Source organism: Microlunatus ginsengisoli (genome assembly GCF_039537205.1).
Taxonomy (GTDB): domain Bacteria; phylum Actinomycetota; class Actinomycetes; order Propionibacteriales; family Propionibacteriaceae; genus Microlunatus; species Microlunatus ginsengisoli.
Window position 1 is genome coordinate 72,472 of record NZ_BAABAB010000033.1, and the last position, 17,349, is coordinate 89,820.

Here is a 17,349-nt window from a genome sequence, read left to right on the forward strand (position 1 = left end):
AAGATCATCATCAGGCATCGAGCAGCTCCTCGAGGTCGCGTTCGGCAATCTCGGCTTCCGCCCTGGCGCCGGCCAGCCGCTGCTCCGCCTGTTGACGATCATGGTCCGCCGCGCGGTCGGTCCGTTCGGCCTCGGCCAGCTCGGCCCGCAGCCGTTGCACCGCCTCCGCCGCCGATTCCGCGCGTCCGGTCGCCTCGGCCAGCGCCTCCTCGGCCTCGTGTACGTCCGCGCGGGTCCGCTTCCACCGATCCCGAGCCTGCTGGAGCTCTTCCGCGCTCGGCCCTGCCGGCGCCGCGTCCTGCTCGCTCGGCTGCGACTGCTCCGCTGGCTCGGCCGGCGCTGCCGGCGAGGCGGCCGCCGCCCCCGCGTCCCACGGCCCGAAGCCGCCGAAGGTGACGATCTGCGCCACCCGCCCCGCGCGTACGTCCTCGGCGAGCTCCGGCGCGGCCAGCGCGGCCTGCAGGTGCTGGCTGACCTCCTGCAGCTGGGCGTCGGTGGCCTTGTGGCCGTTCTCGACGGCCAGCGTGCCGGCCCGTCTGGCCAGCGCGGCCACCGCCTTCTGGCGTTCACCGGAGAGCCGCCGCAGCTCCGGGCCGGACAGGTTCTGCTGCGCCTCGCGCAGCGCTGCGCCCAGGTCGAGCAGGCCGCCGACCTCCTCGGCGGCTTCGCGGGCGAGCAGGTTGATCATCCAGGCGCTGCGGGTGGGCTTGCGCAGTGCGCCGATCGCCTTGGCGAGGTCGCGGTCCTTGGCCTGCCGGGCCTCGGCGACGAGCGCGGTCCGGACGGACATGAACTCCTCGGGCGTGGCGGCATAGACCTGGTCGATCGCCGCGTCCAGATCCACCGGGTCAGGCCCCCTCGCCTGACTCAGACGGCGGCCGGCGCGGGGGCCGGGTCGCCGGGCGCCCTGCCGGCGGCTGGCTCCGCGATCGGGTCCGGTTCCGGCCGGGGCGCGAAGACCAGGTCGGCGTTGTCGATCAGCCGGGTCGTACCGACCCGCGCGGCCACCAGGATCACCGCGGGCCCGGTGTAGTCCGCCGGCACCTCGGCGAGGGACCCGGGTTGCACCAGGCTCAGGTAGTCGACCTGGACCGCCGGCTCGGCGGCGAGGGTCGCGCCCGCGGCGTGCAGCGCCGCGGCGGGCGTCGGCTGCTGGGTGGCGGCGATCATGGCCTGGGAGAGCGACAGCGCCGAGGTCCGCTCGGCCTGGGTGAGGTAGCGGTTGCGGCTGGACAGCGCCAAGCCGTCTGGCTCCCGGACGATCGGCGCGCCGACGATCCGGACCGGGGAGTTCAGGTCGGTGACCATCCGGCGGATGCAGGCCAGCTGTTGGGCATCCTTCTTGCCGAAGATCGCCACGTCGGGGCGAACGATGTTGAAGAACTTGCTCACCACGGTCAGCACGCCGTCGAAGTGACCGGGCCGGGAGGCACCCTCCAGGATCGACCCGATGGCGCCGGCGCTGACGGTGACCTGGCGTCCGGCCGGATAGAGGTCGGAAACGCTCGGGGTGAACACCACGTCCACGCCGGCGTCCCGGCACACCTCCAGATCGACCTCCAGCTGACGCGGATAACGGGCGTAGTCCTCGTCCGGGCCGAACTGCAGGGGGTTGACGAAGATGCTCACGATGACCGCGTCGCCGTACTCGTGGGCCAGGGCGATCAACGAGCGGTGCCCGTCGTGCAGCGCGCCCATCGTCGGCACGTAACTGACGCTGCGCCCGGCCGCGGCCAACTGGGCCCGGGCGAGGTCGATCTCGTCCAGACCACGGGCGATGATCATCGGCGCTCTCCCGGGCGCGGCGGCTGGACGGTCGGCGGATGGGGCACCTGACCCGGTGGGTGCGGCACCTCCGCCGAGAACGTGTGCTGCTCGGCCGGGAAGGTGCCCGCCTCGACCTCCGCAACGTACGTCGCCGCCGCCTCGCCGATGACCTCGGCGAGGTTCGCGTACTGCTTGACGAACCTGGGCAGGTAGCCGGTCCGCAGGCCGAGCGCGTCCTGCCAGACCAGAACCTGGGCGTCGCAGTCGGGTCCGGCACCGATCCCTACGGTCGGGATGTGCAGCTCGGAGGTGATCACCTTGGTCACCGCGCCCGGGACCATCTCCAGCACCAGGGCGAAGGCGCCCGCCTCGGCGACCGCCTTGGCGTCGGCCATGATCTTGTCCCGGTCGCTGCCGCGACCCTGCACCTTGTAGCCACCGAGCGCGTGCTCGCTCTGCGGGGTGAAGCCGATATGGCCCATCACCGGGATGCCGGCCTGGGTGATGGCGTGGATCTGGTCGGCGACGCGGACGCCCCCCTCCAGCTTGACCCCGTGCACGCGCGCTTCCTTCATGAACCGGACAGCGGTCCGCAGCGCCTGGGTCGGCCCCTCCTCGTAGGAGCCGAAGGGAAGATCGGCCACCACGAAGGCACGTTGGGTGGCGCCGACCACCGACCGGGCGAGCGGGATCAGCTCGTCCACGGTGATCGGCAGCGTGGATTCGTAGCCGAGGACGTTGTTGGCGGCGGAGTCGCCGACCAGCAGCGCCTTGACCCCGGCCGCGTCGAACAGCGCCGCCGTGTACTGGTCGTAGCTGGTCAGCATGGCCCAGCGCTCGCCGCGCCGCTTCGCCGCCTGCAGGTCGAGGGTGCGGATGCGCTTGGGTTGCTGCGGAGTCGGCTCAGCCACGGCTCAGCCACCCCGAGGGGAACGGATCGAGGCCGACGGCCTGGGCCGGGGAGTCGATCCGTCCTGCGGACGTGGATCGCAACACGAGAGAACCGCCTTACTTCAGACGCGCCGCGGCAGCACCGAGGCTCACCACCGGGCGGGCCGGCCTCTGTACCGGCCGCTGGCCCGGAACGGAAAGTGTCCGTCTGCCAACTTAACGCATCACCGGCGGCCAGTAGTCCGGGCGGATGGCTGACTTGGATAACGATTCACCGTGCGGGCCCGGTCGCCGGCACTGCGCACGGCTCGGGCTCAGAGCTCGGAGAGCACCAGGGCACTCCGGGTGCGGCTCACTCCGGGGTAGTTCCGGATCACACCGAGCACCCGCTCGAAGTGACTCGCGTCCTCGGCCCGGACCACCAAGATGCCGTCCGCCTCGCCGGTCACCGTGTAGGCCCGGGTGACCTCCGGAATGCTGGTCACCATCTCGCGCATCCGGTCCGGCGGCACCCTGCCCTCGCAGTACAGCTCGACGAACGCCTCGATCGTCCAGCCCAGGGCGGCGGGCTCGACCTCGATCGTGAACCGCCGGATGGCACCGTCGGCCCGAAGCCGGTCGACCCGCCGTTTGACCGCGGCGGTGGACAGCCCGACCATGCTCCCGATGGACGCATAGCTCTCTCGGGAATTGTCCGAGAGTCGCGCAATGATCTTGTGATCTATGTCGTCAAGACGCAAAGCAATCTCCATGACTTCGTACGTTTGACTGTGTAGTTTGCGTAAGGCAAATCCTACCCTTGACGACATGACGAGTCTCGAGGTGACGCCTGCCCACGCGTCGCTCCGGCGACCCCGGACGCGCAGCTTCCTGATGTGCCCGCCCACCTATTTCGACGTGCGCTACGAGATCAACGCCTGGATGGATGCCAGCATCCCGGTGGACACGGCGCTGGCGATCAGCCAGTGGGAGCAGCTGGTCGCGGCCTATCGCGCCGCCGGCCACCGGGTCGAGCTGTTGCCGGCCTCGCCCGATCTGCCAGACGAGGTGTTCGCCGCCAACGGGGCGACGATGGTGGACGGCCGGGTGCTGATCGCCCGGTTCGCCAACGTCGAGCGCGCCGCCGAGTCGGGTGTGCACGCCGCCTGGCATGCGACCCATCACGGCGAGGGCGCAGACGGCCTGATCGTGCAGCCCGGGTGCGTCAACGAGGCCGAGGGGGACTTCGCCGTGCTGTCGGACACGATCCTGGCCGGCTACGGGTTCCGGACCAGCAAGGCGGCGCACCGCGAGCTGGCCGCCGTGACAGGCCGGAAGGTGATCGGTCTGGAGCTGGTCGATCCGCGCTTCTACCACCTCGACGTCGCGCTCACGGTGCTCGACGACGAGTCCGACCACATCGCGTACTACCCGCCCGCGTTCGGTGCGGGTGCGCGGCGGACGCTGGAGCGGCACTTCCCGGACGCGATCATCCCGACCTCGGCGGACGCGTACGCGTTCGGGTTGAACGCCGTCAGCGACGGCTACCACGTCTTCCTGCCCGTCGGGGCGGACCAGCTGGCCGGCGAGCTGACCAACGCCGGCTACCAGGTCGTCCCGATCGATCTCAGCGAGCTCCGCAAGGGCGGCGGCAGTGTCAAGTGCTGCACCCAGGAGCTCCGTTATGCCCGCGCCGACAAGGAGAGCTGAACAATGACCCTCATGGCCGACCCCGATTCCGCCGTCGTCGCCGCGCCGGCGGGCGATCACCTGGCGCACAACTACCACCCGCTCGACGTGTTGGTCGCCCGCGGCGAGGGCGCGGTGCTGACCGACGCCGACGGCCGGAGCTACCTCGACTTCCTGGCGGCGTACTCGGCGGCGAACTTCGGCCACGGCCACCCAGACCTCGTGGCCGCTGCGCAGGCCCAGCTGCAGCGGGTCACGCTGACCTCACGGGCCTTTCTGCACGACCAGCTCTCGCCGTTCGCCGAGGAACTGTGTGCGCTGATCGGCAAGGAGATGATGTTGCCGATGAACACCGGCGCCGAGGCGGTGGAGTCCGGCATCAAGGTGGCCCGCAAGTGGGGGTACGAGGTCAAGGGCGTCCGCGACGGCCGGGCCAAGATCATCGTGGCCGCCGGCAACTTCCATGGGCGGACCACGACCATCATCAGCTTCTCCGACGACCCGGTGGCGCACGACCACTACGGGCCGTACACACCGGGCTTCGTCACCGTCCCCTACGGCGACGTGGCCGCACTGGAGGCGGCCATCGACGACGACACCGTGGCGGTGCTGCTGGAGCCGATCCAGGGCGAGGCCGGGGTGCTGATCCCGCCGGCCGGCTACCTGGCCGGCGTCCGCCGGGTGACCGCAGAACGCAACGTCTTGTTCATCGCCGACGAGATCCAGTCCGGTCTCGGCCGGACAGGCGCGACCCTCGCCTGCCAGCACGAGGGGGTCGAGGCCGACGTCTACCTGCTCGGCAAGGCGCTCGGCGGCGGCATCGTGCCGGTCTCGGCCGTGCTGGCGAACCGGGACATCCTCGGCGTGCTCAAGCCCGGGCAGCACGGCAGCACCTTCGGCGGCAACCCGCTGGCGTGCGCGGTCGGCCGCGCCGTGGTGCGGCTGCTCGCGACCGGGGAATACCAGCAGCGCGCCATCGACCTCGGCGCGCAGATGGACCGGCGGTTGCAGGGCATGATCGGGCACGGCGTCGTCGGCTACCGCAGCCGCGGTCTGTGGGCGGGAGTCGACATCGACCCCACCCTGGCCAGCGGCCGCGAGGTCTGCGAGCGGCTGGCCGAGCGGCGCGTGCTCGCCAAGGACACCCACGGCTCGACCATCCGGTTGGCCCCGCCGATCGTGATCACCGAGACTCAGCTGGACCGCGGGCTGGACCAGCTGGAGGCGGTCGTCGCCGAGTTGAGCTGAGCCGGTCGGCACGATTTCCGCGGATTCCCTGCGGGGCCTTCGCGGCTGTGATAGCTTCCGTGCGCGGCCGGTGTGTTCGGCGTGTTTATCGGCTATTCGTGCGTGCATTGGCGAGGTGCGGGTGAATTCCCCGCGACCGTCCGGGTGATTCTTTTTCGTCCGACGTCGAATGTAAAGTTGAATATGTGCTGGATAGCCAGACTAACTGGCTGATGCTGCCCTGACCAGGAAGATCGCTCCAGCCGGCGGCAGGCGAAGCACATAAGTGCTTGCCTTCGCCGACGTCGACGACTTTCGGGATTTACCGCCAGGTGACGAAATCACGAACGTGATCCAAATTTCACGTATTCCCAGCCGGCCGTCCTTCGAATGTGCAGAATGGGCATCGCTGTAATGGGGCAAGACGGTGTTCCCCCAACGCCGACGCCGGCGACGCCGCGGTGGGGAGTGGCACCATCATCGGGGATGGGGTGGCGTCGTGGGGACGCAGCGTGGTGGGGTGTTCGTGCATGCCCAGGGGCTCTGCGAGAGCGAGTCCGTCGGTGACGGCACGCGAGTCTGGGCGTTCGCCCACGTGTTGCCCGGTGCCCGGGTGGGGCAGAACTGCAACATCTGCGACGGGGCCTACGTCGAGGGCGGCGCCGTCCTCGGTGACGGGGTCACGGTCAAGAACCAGGTGATGATCTTCGACGGCGTGACCGTCGGCGACCACGTCTTCCTCGGCCCCGGGGTCGCCTTCACCAACGACCTGAACCCGCGGGCCCACGTCAAGCGGGGCGGCGACGAGCTGCTCCCTACGGTGGTCGAGCGGGGCGCGACGCTGGGCGCCCGAGTGACCGTGGTGTGCGGGGTGACCATCGGGGAGTACGCGTTCGTCGGCGCCGGCGCTGTCGTGACCAAGGACGTACCCGCGCATGCCTTCGTGGTCGGCAATCCGGCTCGGCAGATCGGCTGGGCGTGCTGGTGCGGTCTCCGGCTGCCCGAGTCGCTGGACTGCACCTGCGGACGCTCCTTCGCACTCGACGGCGACGTCGTGCGCGAGCAGGTCGCCTGAGGGACCAACTCGTGTACGTCACGCTGCGCGGATCCCCCCGGACGCGCCCCGAGCACCCGGGAACGAGCCCTGAGCCTGTCGAAGGGCGCCCTGAGCCTGTCGAAACTGGCCCTGAGCACTCACAAACGTGCCCTGAGCCTGTCGAAGGGCGCACTCAGCCTGTCGAAGGGCAAACCCCCCGGCGGAAGCGGCACGCCGTCGCCCGGACGGTGATCGCCCTCGGCGTGGTCAGCATGCTCACCGACGTCTCCTCGGAGTCGGTGTCGGCGATCCTGCCGCTCTACATCACGGCCGTGCTCGGCATGAGCCCGCTGGCGTACGGCTTCATCGACGGCATCTACCAGGGTGTCTCGGCGCTGGTCCGGATGCTCGGCGGCTGGTGGGCCGACTCGTCCCGGCGCCCCAAGTGGGTCGCGTTCACCGGCTACGCCGGCTCGGCGCTGTCGCGGATCGCGATGCTGTTCACGACCTCCTTCGCCGGCATCACCGGCGCGGTGACCGTCGACCGGCTGGGCAAGGGACTGCGGACCGGTCCTCGCGACGCGCTGATCGCGACCGCCGCGCCGCCGGACCAGCTCGGCCGGAACTTCGGTGTCCATCGGGCGCTGGACACCGCGGGTGCCCTGGCCGGCCCGCTGCTGGCGTTCGCCGTGATCGCGCTGATCCCGGTGGGCCTGGGCGGCTATCGATCGGTGTTCGTCATGAGCGCCGCCTTCGCGGTGGTCGGCGTCGTGGTGCTCGCCGTGTTGGTGCCGAACCTGCGAACCGCCGCCGAGCCGTCCACCCGAGCGGAGGCGCGCACCGCCAGCCGCGGCGCCTGGCGTGATCTCGCCCGACCGGAACTGCGCCGGCTCGTGCTCGCGGCCGGGGTGCTCGGCCTGCTGACCGTCGGCGACGGCTTCCTCTATCTGGCGTTGGCGCAAACGGGAAACCTCGGCGCACAGTACTTCCCACTGCTGTTCGTCGGCACCAACGCCGCCTATCTCGCGCTGGCCGTACCGTTCGGCCGCCTCGCCGACCGGGTCGGCCGCGGGCGCGTGTTCGTCGGCGGGTACGTCGTCCTGCTGCTGGCCTATCTGGTCGCGCTGTCCGCGCTGCCGGACCTCGCCCGCACGATCGGGACGCTGCTCTTGCTCGGCGCGTTCTATGCCTGCACCGACGGGGTGTTGGCGGCGCTCGCCGCCCGAGCCGTGCCCGAGGTGTCCCGGTCGCGGGGGATCTCGGCGGCGCAGACCGCGGTCGCGCTGTCCCGCTTCGCGGCATCGGTCGGCTTCGGTGTGCTCTGGCAGTTCACCGGCGTATCGACCGCCTTGGTCGTGATGGCGATCGGCCTGGCCGTGGCGATCCCGATCGCCGCCTGGTTGTTGCGCGTGCGTCGCCCGGACGGGTCGAGTCTCGTGGGCGGTGCGGCGTGAACAGGCCGGGCCGGATCTCGGTGTTGGTGTCGGTGTCGGTGGTCTGCTTCGGGCTGGCCGCCGGATACCTGGTGTGGGCGAAGCACTCCGCCGCGGTCGGCTCGGTCGTCGAACCGACTCCGGGAGGGTCGGAGTCGACGGCCCAGCTGGATCTGGGTGCCGCGCTCGCGCAGCCGCACGTGGTCTTCCGCAACGCCCAACCGGGTGCCGGCTTCGGCATGGTGGCCGTGTCGACGCTGCGCGCACCGGACGGACCGCGCGCCGTCGGCCAACAACTGTGCGAGCGGACCTATGCGACCGCGGGCGGCGGTGTCTGCCTCGCACCGAAGCGCGGGCTGGTGCCGACGTACGCGTTGGTCAGCCTGAACTCCCGGCTCCAGCCGGTGGCCTCGTCCCCGCTGGTGGGGCTGCCGAGCCGGACCAGGATGTCGCGCGACAGCTCGCTGGTGTCCACCACGACCTTCGTCGGCGGCCACTCCTATGGCGACGGCAAGTTCTCCACCGAGACGATCATCCGGCGCGACGGCGTGAGCCTCGGCAACATCGAGAACTTCACCACCACGCTGCCGGACGGCAGCAAGCTGACCGCCGTCGACCGCAACTTCTGGGGCGTCACCTTCGCCGCCGACGACGACACGTTCTACGCGACCGCAGCCTCGGGCAACACGACCTGGCTGGTCCGCGGCTCGCTCCGCGCCAAGACGATGACGGGACTCCGCACCGACGCCGAGTGCCCGTCGCTCTCGCCCGACGGCACCAAGATCGCCTACAAGAAGCGGCTCGGTGCCAAGCTCGGCGTCTGGCACCTCGCGGTGCTGGATCTGAAGTCAGGCAAGGAAACCGTGCTGGCCGAGCAGCGCAGCGTCGACGACCAAATGGAGTGGCTCGACGCCGACCACCTGCTCTACCAGCTGCCGCGCGACGGCGCCGGCAGCACGAGCACCGACATCTGGCAGGTGCCCGCCGACGGCACCGGCCAGCCGAGCGTCTTCATCGAAGACGCCTCCTCACCCGCGGTGGTGAGGCCATGACCATGCACCACGTGTGCCCGACTCCACGTCAGGAGGGCTTGCTCAATGACCATCAGTGATTCCCCACACGATCATCTGGAACTCTTCGAGCGAATCGAACGTCCGCAACGTCAGTTGCCCTTGGACTGGCCGCGTGTGCAACTAGCGGGGGCGACGACGGACTTGTTCGATGTCGACGATGCGCTCGGCCTGATCATGGATCACGCCGAGAACCCGGATGGCCAGGTCCTCGGCGTGGTGTCGATCAATCTCGACCACGTCCATCATTTCGGTTCGGGCCGAACGACTGCTCGACTCGAACGCACAGCCGTGCTCAACCTGTCCATGACTGGTCACGCACGGTGGCTGGCTCTCTTGGACGGTGCGCCGCTTGTACGTCGAGCGGGCGAGTTGACAGGGCGACCATGGCCGCGATTGGCCGGCAGCGATCTGATCGAGCCCATCCTCGACCAGGCTGAGAAACGTGGCTTGAGTGTCGGCTTCCTGGGCGGAGCGCCAGAGACTCACGACCTACTGAGCCCGGTGATGAAGAAGCGGTGGCCCGACCTGCGTGTCGCCGGCTATTGGGCGCCTACGCGATCGGACCTCGATGATCCCGGCCGAGCCTCGGCTCTGGCTGCCGAGGTGAAGCGTAACGCGGTCGACGTGCTAGCGGTCTGCTTGGGCAAGCCCCGCCAAGAGCGTTGGATCGCAGAGTATGGCGCCGAGTCCGGGGCTGCCGTTTGTCTTGCCTTTGGAGCGGTCGTCGACTTCCTCGCAGGTCGCGTCGATCGGGCGCCACGATGGATTGCTGATCACGGCCTGGAATGGGCTTGGCGTCTCGCCGCCGAGCCGAGACGTTTGGCACGTCGATATTTGATCCAGGGACCGCCGGCGTATGTTGCGTTGCAACGGGACAGCTTCGCCGTGTTGCCGACCACGTATTTTCCGGACACCTCAACGCCGACCAAGCATCGCTTCAGAGCCGTCGGGGCGAGGCGGTTCGCTGAACCTGGCACCCGTCCGGACGTCGGAGTTGTGATCGTGGGTGGATTGGACGCACTAGGTAGCCAGATCGACTCGCTGCGGGATGAACTATCGTCGCAACGCCTGAGTGTGGTCGTCGTGGTCGGTCCTGACGACCCCGTCGATGTCGAGAGCGATGTCGTTGTAGTACGCACTTCTGCTCGACGAGACATAGGACAACAGATCAACGAGGGACGACGGGCCCTCGGCGAGGCGCAGAGCGTGCTCATCCTGGGCGCGGGTCTGCTGGTTGAAAGAGGTTCTCTGCGGGCACTTGCACAGCGGCTGCTCCACGACGATGTAGTAGGGGCGCTTCCGCGGCTGTTGGACCGGGGTGGATGGGTCGAACCAACACTCATGCGTGCTCATTCGCCGATGCGGACAGTCGGTGACGCCATCTTTGTCGACGGGCTGAGAAATCGGCCGGGTTGGATCAGCGGGACGGTCTGGCAGGCGAGGAGCTATCGATATGCACATCCGGCCGACGGTGCGAACGAGCTTGCCTTGATGGTGCCCTGGAACGTTGACCATCGGGTCGGCGACTGGCGACCCGGAGACGGACTCGAGGTGGTCAACGACTACATAGCTCGTGCAACGTCGCATGGCGGCAACGTGTGGTTCGAGCCAATGGCAACGATGAGGCGTGGATCCAACGCTCGCTTGCTGTTGCCCCCGAGGACACGACGATGACATCGGTTGTATCCGACTCCTCTGCCGGAGCTGTGCGCGAGGCTGCGGTCTCGGCGTCCATCATCATTCCGGCTAACAACGAAGCGGCGGTAGTCGGTCGCCTGCTTAGCGCGTTGGCTCCGGGAGCCCGTGAGGGACGGTGGCAATTGATCGTCGCTTGCAACGGTTGCTCGGACGATACCGCGGAAGTCGCACGAAGCTACGCCGGTGTCGAGGTGATCGAGATAGCGCACGGGTCGAAGGCAGGTGCTTTGAACGCCGGGGATGCGGTCGCCGTGGCAGGCGTCCGGATTTACCTCGACGCCGATGTCGAGATTTCGCCAGGGTCGGTCGACACCGTCATCTCTGCGCTGGACGGATCCGGAGCGCTGGCCGGCCGTCCGGCGCTTCGGTACAACACCGATGGGGCGACCGCGCCGGTCCGAGCGTTCTACCGTGCTCGCCAGCGGACTGGAATCACCGCCAAACACCTATGGGGCGCTGGCGTGTATGGCACCAGTGCGGCAGGTCGGTCGCGGTTCGACAAGTTCCCTAGCATCACCGCCGACGACCTGTACATCGACACCCTCTTCAGCGCGGACGAGAAGGTCGTTCTCAACGTTGAGCCGGTCCTGGTACGGACTCCGCGCAGCACCGCCCAGTTGGTGGCTGTCTTGCGACGGACGTATCGGGGCAACCGAGAGGTGACCGCGCTGCTCGGCACGGCGGAGCAGTCGGGGAGTAGCGCAGATAGCTTTCGGCAGTTGATATCTGCGTGCCGCCGGCCAGGCGACGTTGTGGACGCGGCCGTTTACGCTGCGATGGTGACCGTGGCCCGGGTCGGTGGGCGGCGCGCAACGGTTTGGGAGCGCGACGACTCCTCCCGCCAGATGGTCGCACCCCATATCGCCAAGAGCGCTGCCCGGCCGATCAGCGATCCCCGGCCGACGGCCGACCACATCTTGCTGACACGGTTCAACCTACCCTCGACCGGTGTCGAGCGCTTGGTCCGTGCTCAGGACAACTGGCTCCGTGACCGGGTTGCGTTGTTCGAGACCTACACCGTGCCGTCGGTCCGCGCGCAGACGTTGCGCCGTTTCGAGTGGTTCGTCTACTTCGACCCCGAGAGTCCAGAGTGGCTGATGGAGTGGATTGCGCCGTACGAGCGCGAGGGGTTGTTCAAACCCATATTTCGCGAGACGGTGTCTGCCGCGGACATCATGGCCGATGCCGGCCGGCTGCTCGATCGTCGGCATAGAGATGTGATCACAACAAATGTTGACAACGACGATGGACTGGCCGTCGACTTCGTCGAACTGCTCCATCGGGCGTCGGCGCGTGGGCCGCGGACAGCCATATACCTCTCGAACGGCCTGATACTCAGCCCCAAGGGTCTCTATCTCCGTAAGGATCGAGTGAACGCCTTCTGCTCCGTCCGCGAGTCCTGGGACGCCTTGCAGACCTGCTGGTCCAACTGGCACAACCTGCTGCCCGAGAGTATGCCCGCTGTGCACCTTGGTGGTGCTCCTGCGTGGCTCCAAGTCGTGCACGACACCAACGTCAGCAACCGAGTCAGAGGACGACTGGTGTGCCCAGGCCCATTCGTCTCGCGCTTCGGCACGCTAGTCGAGAACGCGCCGCATCCCGACCGCGGTGCGCTGGCGAGAGATCGGCTTGTCGATGGCCCAACGCGATTCGGTCGTGAGCTCTGTCGAGGAGCGATCAAGCGGATGATCATGGTGATCGGCGGTAAGGACGGCCTGGATCGGGTGAAGTCGATGCTGGCCGTGCGCCGCCGCAGCCAGGAGGCATCACAGTGAGGATCCAAGAGCGACAGCTCAACGTCGCGATTGTGACCTACAACAGCGAGCAGTACATCGAGGCGCTGCTCGAGTCGTTGCCCGCGGCGGCCGGGCAACTTGTGCTGCGCACGGTGCTAGTTGACAATGGCTCAATCGACGCAACGGTGGAAGTCGCCAAGCGCTTCCCCGTCGACGTGATCGAAACCGGCGTCAACCTTGGTTACTCCGGTGGCATCAACGTCGCCCGTCAACGTCTGGGTCCCGGCAATCTCGCGATCCTCAATCCTGATCTCACGCTTGAGCGGGCCAGTCTGGAGATTCTGGTCGCGGCGTTGGAAGGATCAGTCGGCATCGTCGCCCCGCGGGTCATCGACGAAGAAGGCACACTGTTCACTCATCTTCGGCGCGAGCCGACCGTGCTGAATGCAATCGGTGAGTCGCTCTTCGGTGCGCGGTTCCCTCGACGCCCGGCCGCGCTCGCGGATACTATCCGCGAACCGGCTAGCTACTCTGTTCCCCAAACGGTCGATTGGGCCGGAGCCCCAGCCTGGGTGGTTTCGAGTGCATGCGACCAAGCCGTCGGTGCTTGGGACAGCGAGACCTACTTCCTGTATTCCGAAGAGACCGATTACGCGCGTCGGGCCCGTGACGCTGGCTTCACCGTGCTGTATGAACCGGCCGCCACGGTTGTGCATCACGGTGGAGGCTCCGGATTTTCCGATTGGCAGCTCGCCCTGATGTCGCGGAATCGTATCCGGTACTTTGACAGGTTTAGTCGTCGCGCTGCTAGCAAACTAGCCTTTCGCGTCGCAGTGGTCGCAGGACACGGGCTGCGCGCTGTCAGCCCGGCCCATCGCGCCGCCGCGCGCAGCATTGTGCTCGGTCGCCCAGTTGGATCCCGATCGCTGCCGCCGTGGGCGATCAAGAACGAATCCGGAGCGTCGAGGTGACGCGATCCGCACCTGCGAAGCGGCCCCTCGTGGATCGGCCGGACGGTGCTCGGCCTGCGCGTCTCGAGTCGCTGGACGGACTGAGGGGTCTGGCTGCAGCGGTCGTCGTGGTCTTTCACATTGTCATCTCGGACGCAAGCGCCGGCAGGGTCTACAAGCTGGACCACAACGCTCCGATGTCGACATGGGCTTACGCCCTGAACTACACCCCGCTCAGGGTCGCGTGGGCGGGGTCAGAGGCTGTGGTGGTCTTCTACGTGCTGAGTGGATTCGTGCTGGCGCTCCCGTTCGCCCGAAGCCGTGGCCCCTCCTGGCGTGTCTTCTATCCTCGTCGATTGATCCGGCTGTACGTGCCGGCCATTGCGAGTCTGATCTTCGCCTGGATCACCACGCTGATCGTCCACCGTCGGATCATCTCCGGTGGTAGTCCCTGGCTGAACCACCACGCGTCCGAACCGACCGGGCCAATGCAGATCCTCCTGGGTTCGTCACTGATGGCCGGCTGGGGTGGCCTCAACACCTCTCTGTGGTCGCTGCGATGGGAGGTGATGTTCTCGTTGTTGCTTCCGATCTTCCTGATACTGGCTGCGTGGTGCAGTCGCTGGGATCTTGGCAAGGCGGTCGTCGTCCTACTCTTCTGCGCAGCCTGGCCTCTGGTCGGATGGTTCTATCCAGATCTCGTGTACATCAGCGTCTTCTCGCTCGGTGTGTTGATGGCGTACAACCTCGACGCCTTGTCGAACGCGGCGTCGCGTATCCCGCCCTTCGCATGGGGCATCGTAGTGACTGCGTCGATCGTCCTCCTCACCAACTCATGGATCGTCGCCGGCGTCGACCTGAACAACCCAGCTCGCCGAGCGTGGATCGCCATCGCGTCTATAGGTGCCGCGGGCCTCGTCTGGGTAGCGATCGGATGCCGGGCAGCCCGACGGCTCCTTAGTCACCGCTCAATTGCCTGGCTCGGCGGAATCTCCTTCAGCCTGTATCTGACCCAGGAGCCCGTCGTTGTTGGGCTCGCCTTCGTCTCTGGTGGTCGCATCCCGCTGTGGCTCGAGGTGCCGCTCGCATTCGTCGCGGCGGTGCTCGTCGGCTGGATCTTCTATCGGCTGGTGGAGCGTCCGTCGCACCGATTCGCGCGCGCCTGGGGATCGAAGCGCAGGTCAGCGGCCGCCGGCCTCCAGCAGTCAAGTGCTCCTTCGCGAACCGCAGTCCCGATGCCCGGCTCGGAGGCGACGTGAAAAGGCGACGACCAGTTCGCGCAGAAAGCTCTCTCGGCGACCGCGCGACGACCGGTGTCTTGTGGAGCGTCGCCCAGCGGTGGGCCGTCCGCATCGGTGGCCTGCTGACTATTGTTATCCTTGCGCGACTACTGACACCCCAGGACTTCGGCCTGGTCGCGGTGGCCATGGCTTTTGTGCCCGTGATCTATCTTCTTGCTGACCTGGGGTTCTCGACGTATGTCGTTCAGGTGGAGAAGATCGACGCTCGGGTACTTAGCACTGCGTTTTGGTATGCAGCCGTCGCAGGTGTCGTGCTGGGTGCAATCGTCCTGGGCACAGCCCCGCTGATCGCGTCGGTATTTCACCTGCCGGCAGTCGCGCCCGTGCTGATGGCGATTGCGCCGACGATCCTTATCGTTTCCCTATCCTCGGTGCCGACAGCTCTGCTACGACGACGACTCGCGTTCCGGTCTCTCGCTATCCAATCCTTTGTCGCCGGCGGGGCGGGCCAAGTTGTCGCCATCGGGATGGCCCTTGCCGGCTTCGGGGTCTGGGCACTGGTTGCTCAGCTACTGGTCAATCAGGCAGTCGTCGGAACCCTGGCGTGGGTATTCTCTCGTTTCCGGCCCACCTGGGAGTTCTCTCGTCGTCAGTTCATGGAGATGGCTCGCTTCGGGGTCAACGTGATCGCCATCGAGTTCGTAGCGTTAGCTCGCGTGTGGGCGGAGACGGCGATAGTTACCGCCGTGTTGGGTGTAACAGGCCTGGGTTATCTGAACATCGCCCAGCGTCTGATCCAGGCAGCACAGGACCTCTCCGCAGCGGCGGTCGTTCCGGTTTCCACCGTGGTCTTCGCGCAGGTTCGCAACGCGGCAACCCGTCTCATCAGTGCCTATCGTCGCGCGGTGGAAATCACGTACGTCCTGGTGACTCCGATCATGGTCAGTATCGCAATCGCCGCGCCGTTGATCATCCCTATGTTGTTCGGACCGCAGTGGGGTGCGAGCGTCGCCCCCTCTAGGGCTCTCGCGATTGCTGGCATCTTCACCATCGCTGCGTCTCTCGATAATGGCTTGTTCTACGGCACCGGGCGGCCAGGCCGATGGCTCGTCTATGCGATCCTAGTCGATGCGTTAACGGTGACTACGACGGCGGCGACGGTCCGCTTCGGACTGGTTAGCGTCTCGGTGGGCTTTGTGTTCGTCGCCGCGCTGGCTACCGTCGTGCGCTGGTTCTTGGTGGCTCGACTGCTTAAGACGACCACCAGCCAGATTCTGAAGCCATTCATTCCGACGGCATGCGCCGCCGCGATGAGCGGTGCCGTAGGGTTGGCCGTTCTGTATGCAACTCGCGGGATCGCGCCTCTCCTGTCGCTGGTGCTCGTGGGATTGGCGATCGTTTTGGCGCACCTCGCAGTTGTCCGTGTGCTGCTACCCGAGCCGCTGAAGGCCGTGGTAGCAATGATGCGAAAACGTGTCCGGAGGACAACCGGGCGGGGTTGGGCCAGCGAGACCACACCGTCCGAGGCTGCGCCGGAGATCACAGTATGACGGATGTGTGCCTAAATCGATATCCACGCTCGGAGCCAAAATGAGCAATGATCAGATTCATGTTGCCCTATGCGCCGACGCCGGCTTCGCGGTGCCACTCGCGACGGCCGTCGCGAGCCTAGCGACAGCAGCGACGACGCCTACGACCGTGCATGTTCTCCAATCCGGGTTCGATGACGACCTGAAGCGCCGCATCGAGTTGGGATCGACAGGGCTGGATGTTCATTGGTATTCGATCGACGAGGAAGACCTGGTGGGGGTGCACAACACCGAGTTCCTGAGCACGGCCGCGCTGTTCCGGCTGATGTTGGGTTCTGTCCTTCCGCCTTCGGTTCGACGCGTGATCTATGTCGATTCGGACACGGTTGTGTGCTCCGACCTGGACGAGCTCTGGTCTACGCCCTTGGATGGCCGAGTCCTCGGCGCAGTACGCGACGCGTGGTCACCTTGGGCAGCCGGCGTCTGTGGGCCTGATTGGGAGGCGCTCGAGCTGAATCCCGGTGCATCCTACTTCAACTCGGGCGTTCTGCTGATCGATATGAGCCTTTGGCGATCTCAGACCGTGGGTCAGAAGTGCCTCGACCTGCTCAGTCGCGCCCGAGCGCGCTGGGGTGACCAGGACGCGTTGAACGTAGTGCTGGCCGAGCGGTGGCGCGAGCTTCCGCGAAAGTGGAATGTCCAGACTCCGGACCTACTGCACTCGAGCTTCGCTTGGGCATTATGGCGTGAGGAGATTGAGGCCGCCGTCATCGCTCCTGCGATTGTGCATTACACACTTAGAGACAAGCCGTGGATGCCCGGCAGCACGCATCCCGCCACGTCGCGGTGGCTAGCCGCCCTGGACCGCACCGCATGGTGCGGATGGCGTCCGCCTCCGGCCGAGGACCCGTCGGAACTGCTTCGGCGGATGACCGCGGCCGCTCGCGCCGTCCGTCGCTGGACCCAAGATCGGCGAAGCCGTCTGCCGGCCTGAGGCCGGTCGACATCGCCCCACCGCGGTCGGCTGATGACGATTCAGCTGAGTTTGATCTTGTAGATGTGGTAGGTGTCGGCGGTGGGGAAGGTGTCGGTGAGGGTGT

General features: G+C 67.1%; 15 protein-coding genes. 11 read left to right on the forward strand and 4 right to left on the reverse strand.

Annotation, left to right across the window (positions count from 1 at the left end; all coding sequences use genetic code 11):
• Positions 1-10: 10 nt before the first annotated feature.
• The 4 genes from ABD747_RS20305 to ABD747_RS20320 form a co-directional block, all read right to left on the reverse strand.
• Positions 11-844, reverse strand: coding sequence for a hypothetical protein (locus ABD747_RS20305; protein WP_344808026.1), 834 nt, complete (start codon positions 842-844; stop codon positions 11-13).
• Between the two features lie 23 nt (positions 845-867).
• Complete coding sequence (panC, locus tag ABD747_RS20310) at positions 868-1,785, reverse strand: pantoate--beta-alanine ligase (protein ID WP_344808028.1); 918 nt, start codon at positions 1,783-1,785, stop codon at positions 868-870.
• Complete coding sequence (gene panB, locus ABD747_RS20315; protein ID WP_344808030.1) at positions 1,782-2,678, reverse strand: 3-methyl-2-oxobutanoate hydroxymethyltransferase; 897 nt, start codon at positions 2,676-2,678, stop codon at positions 1,782-1,784. The genes panC and panB overlap by 4 nt, the downstream gene beginning before the upstream one ends.
• Before the next feature lie 294 nt (positions 2,679-2,972).
• Positions 2,973-3,467 (reverse strand): Lrp/AsnC family transcriptional regulator, encoded by a 495-nt coding sequence (locus ABD747_RS20320; protein ID WP_344808032.1) that lies wholly within the window; start codon positions 3,465-3,467, stop codon positions 2,973-2,975.
• On the opposite strand from ABD747_RS20320, the gene ddaH reads away from it, so the two are divergent.
• From ddaH to ABD747_RS20375, 11 genes are all read left to right on the forward strand, one after another.
• Positions 3,466-4,347, forward strand: coding sequence for a dimethylargininase (gene ddaH, locus ABD747_RS20325; protein ID WP_344808034.1), 882 nt, complete (start codon positions 3,466-3,468; stop codon positions 4,345-4,347). The genes ABD747_RS20320 and ddaH overlap by 2 nt on opposite strands.
• Before the next feature lie 3 nt (positions 4,348-4,350).
• Positions 4,351-5,574 carry an ornithine--oxo-acid transaminase gene (gene rocD / locus ABD747_RS20330; RefSeq protein ID WP_425562562.1) on the forward strand — a complete coding sequence of 408 codons (1,224 nt, stop codon included), beginning with the start codon at positions 4,351-4,353 and terminating at the stop codon, positions 5,572-5,574.
• 478 nt (positions 5,575-6,052) lie between these two features.
• Positions 6,053-6,628 carry an acyltransferase gene (locus tag ABD747_RS20335; protein ID WP_344808038.1) on the forward strand — a complete coding sequence of 192 codons (576 nt, stop codon included), beginning with the start codon at positions 6,053-6,055 and terminating at the stop codon, positions 6,626-6,628.
• Between the two features lie 233 nt (positions 6,629-6,861).
• A complete protein-coding gene (locus ABD747_RS20340) occupies positions 6,862-8,043 on the forward strand; it encodes an MFS transporter (RefSeq protein WP_344808058.1) in 1,182 nt (393 codons plus the stop codon).
• Positions 8,040-9,074 carry a hypothetical protein gene (locus tag ABD747_RS20345; protein ID WP_344808040.1) on the forward strand — a complete coding sequence of 345 codons (1,035 nt, stop codon included), beginning with the start codon at positions 8,040-8,042 and terminating at the stop codon, positions 9,072-9,074. The genes ABD747_RS20340 and ABD747_RS20345 overlap by 4 nt, the downstream gene beginning before the upstream one ends.
• Positions 9,075-9,119: 45 nt before the next feature.
• Positions 9,120-10,769, forward strand: a complete 1,650-nt coding sequence (locus ABD747_RS20350; protein ID WP_344808042.1) for a WecB/TagA/CpsF family glycosyltransferase — start codon at positions 9,120-9,122, stop codon at positions 10,767-10,769.
• Positions 10,766-12,568, forward strand: coding sequence for a glycosyltransferase (locus ABD747_RS20355; RefSeq protein WP_344808044.1), 1,803 nt, complete (start codon positions 10,766-10,768; stop codon positions 12,566-12,568). The genes ABD747_RS20350 and ABD747_RS20355 overlap by 4 nt, the downstream gene beginning before the upstream one ends.
• Positions 12,565-13,500 carry a glycosyltransferase family 2 protein gene (locus ABD747_RS20360; protein ID WP_344808046.1) on the forward strand — a complete coding sequence of 312 codons (936 nt, stop codon included), beginning with the start codon at positions 12,565-12,567 and terminating at the stop codon, positions 13,498-13,500. The genes ABD747_RS20355 and ABD747_RS20360 overlap by 4 nt, the downstream gene beginning before the upstream one ends.
• Positions 13,501-13,529: 29 nt before the next feature.
• Complete coding sequence (locus tag ABD747_RS20365) at positions 13,530-14,738, forward strand: acyltransferase family protein (RefSeq protein WP_344808048.1); 1,209 nt, start codon at positions 13,530-13,532, stop codon at positions 14,736-14,738.
• 59 nt (positions 14,739-14,797) lie between these two features.
• Positions 14,798-16,270 (forward strand): lipopolysaccharide biosynthesis protein, encoded by a 1,473-nt coding sequence (locus tag ABD747_RS20370; protein ID WP_344808050.1) that lies wholly within the window; start codon positions 14,798-14,800, stop codon positions 16,268-16,270.
• A gap of 40 nt (positions 16,271-16,310) precedes the next feature.
• Positions 16,311-17,243: a glycosyltransferase family 8 protein gene (locus tag ABD747_RS20375; protein ID WP_344808052.1), complete on the forward strand. Its 933-nt coding sequence runs from the start codon at positions 16,311-16,313 to the stop codon at positions 17,241-17,243.
• Positions 17,244-17,349: the final 106 nt, after the last annotated feature.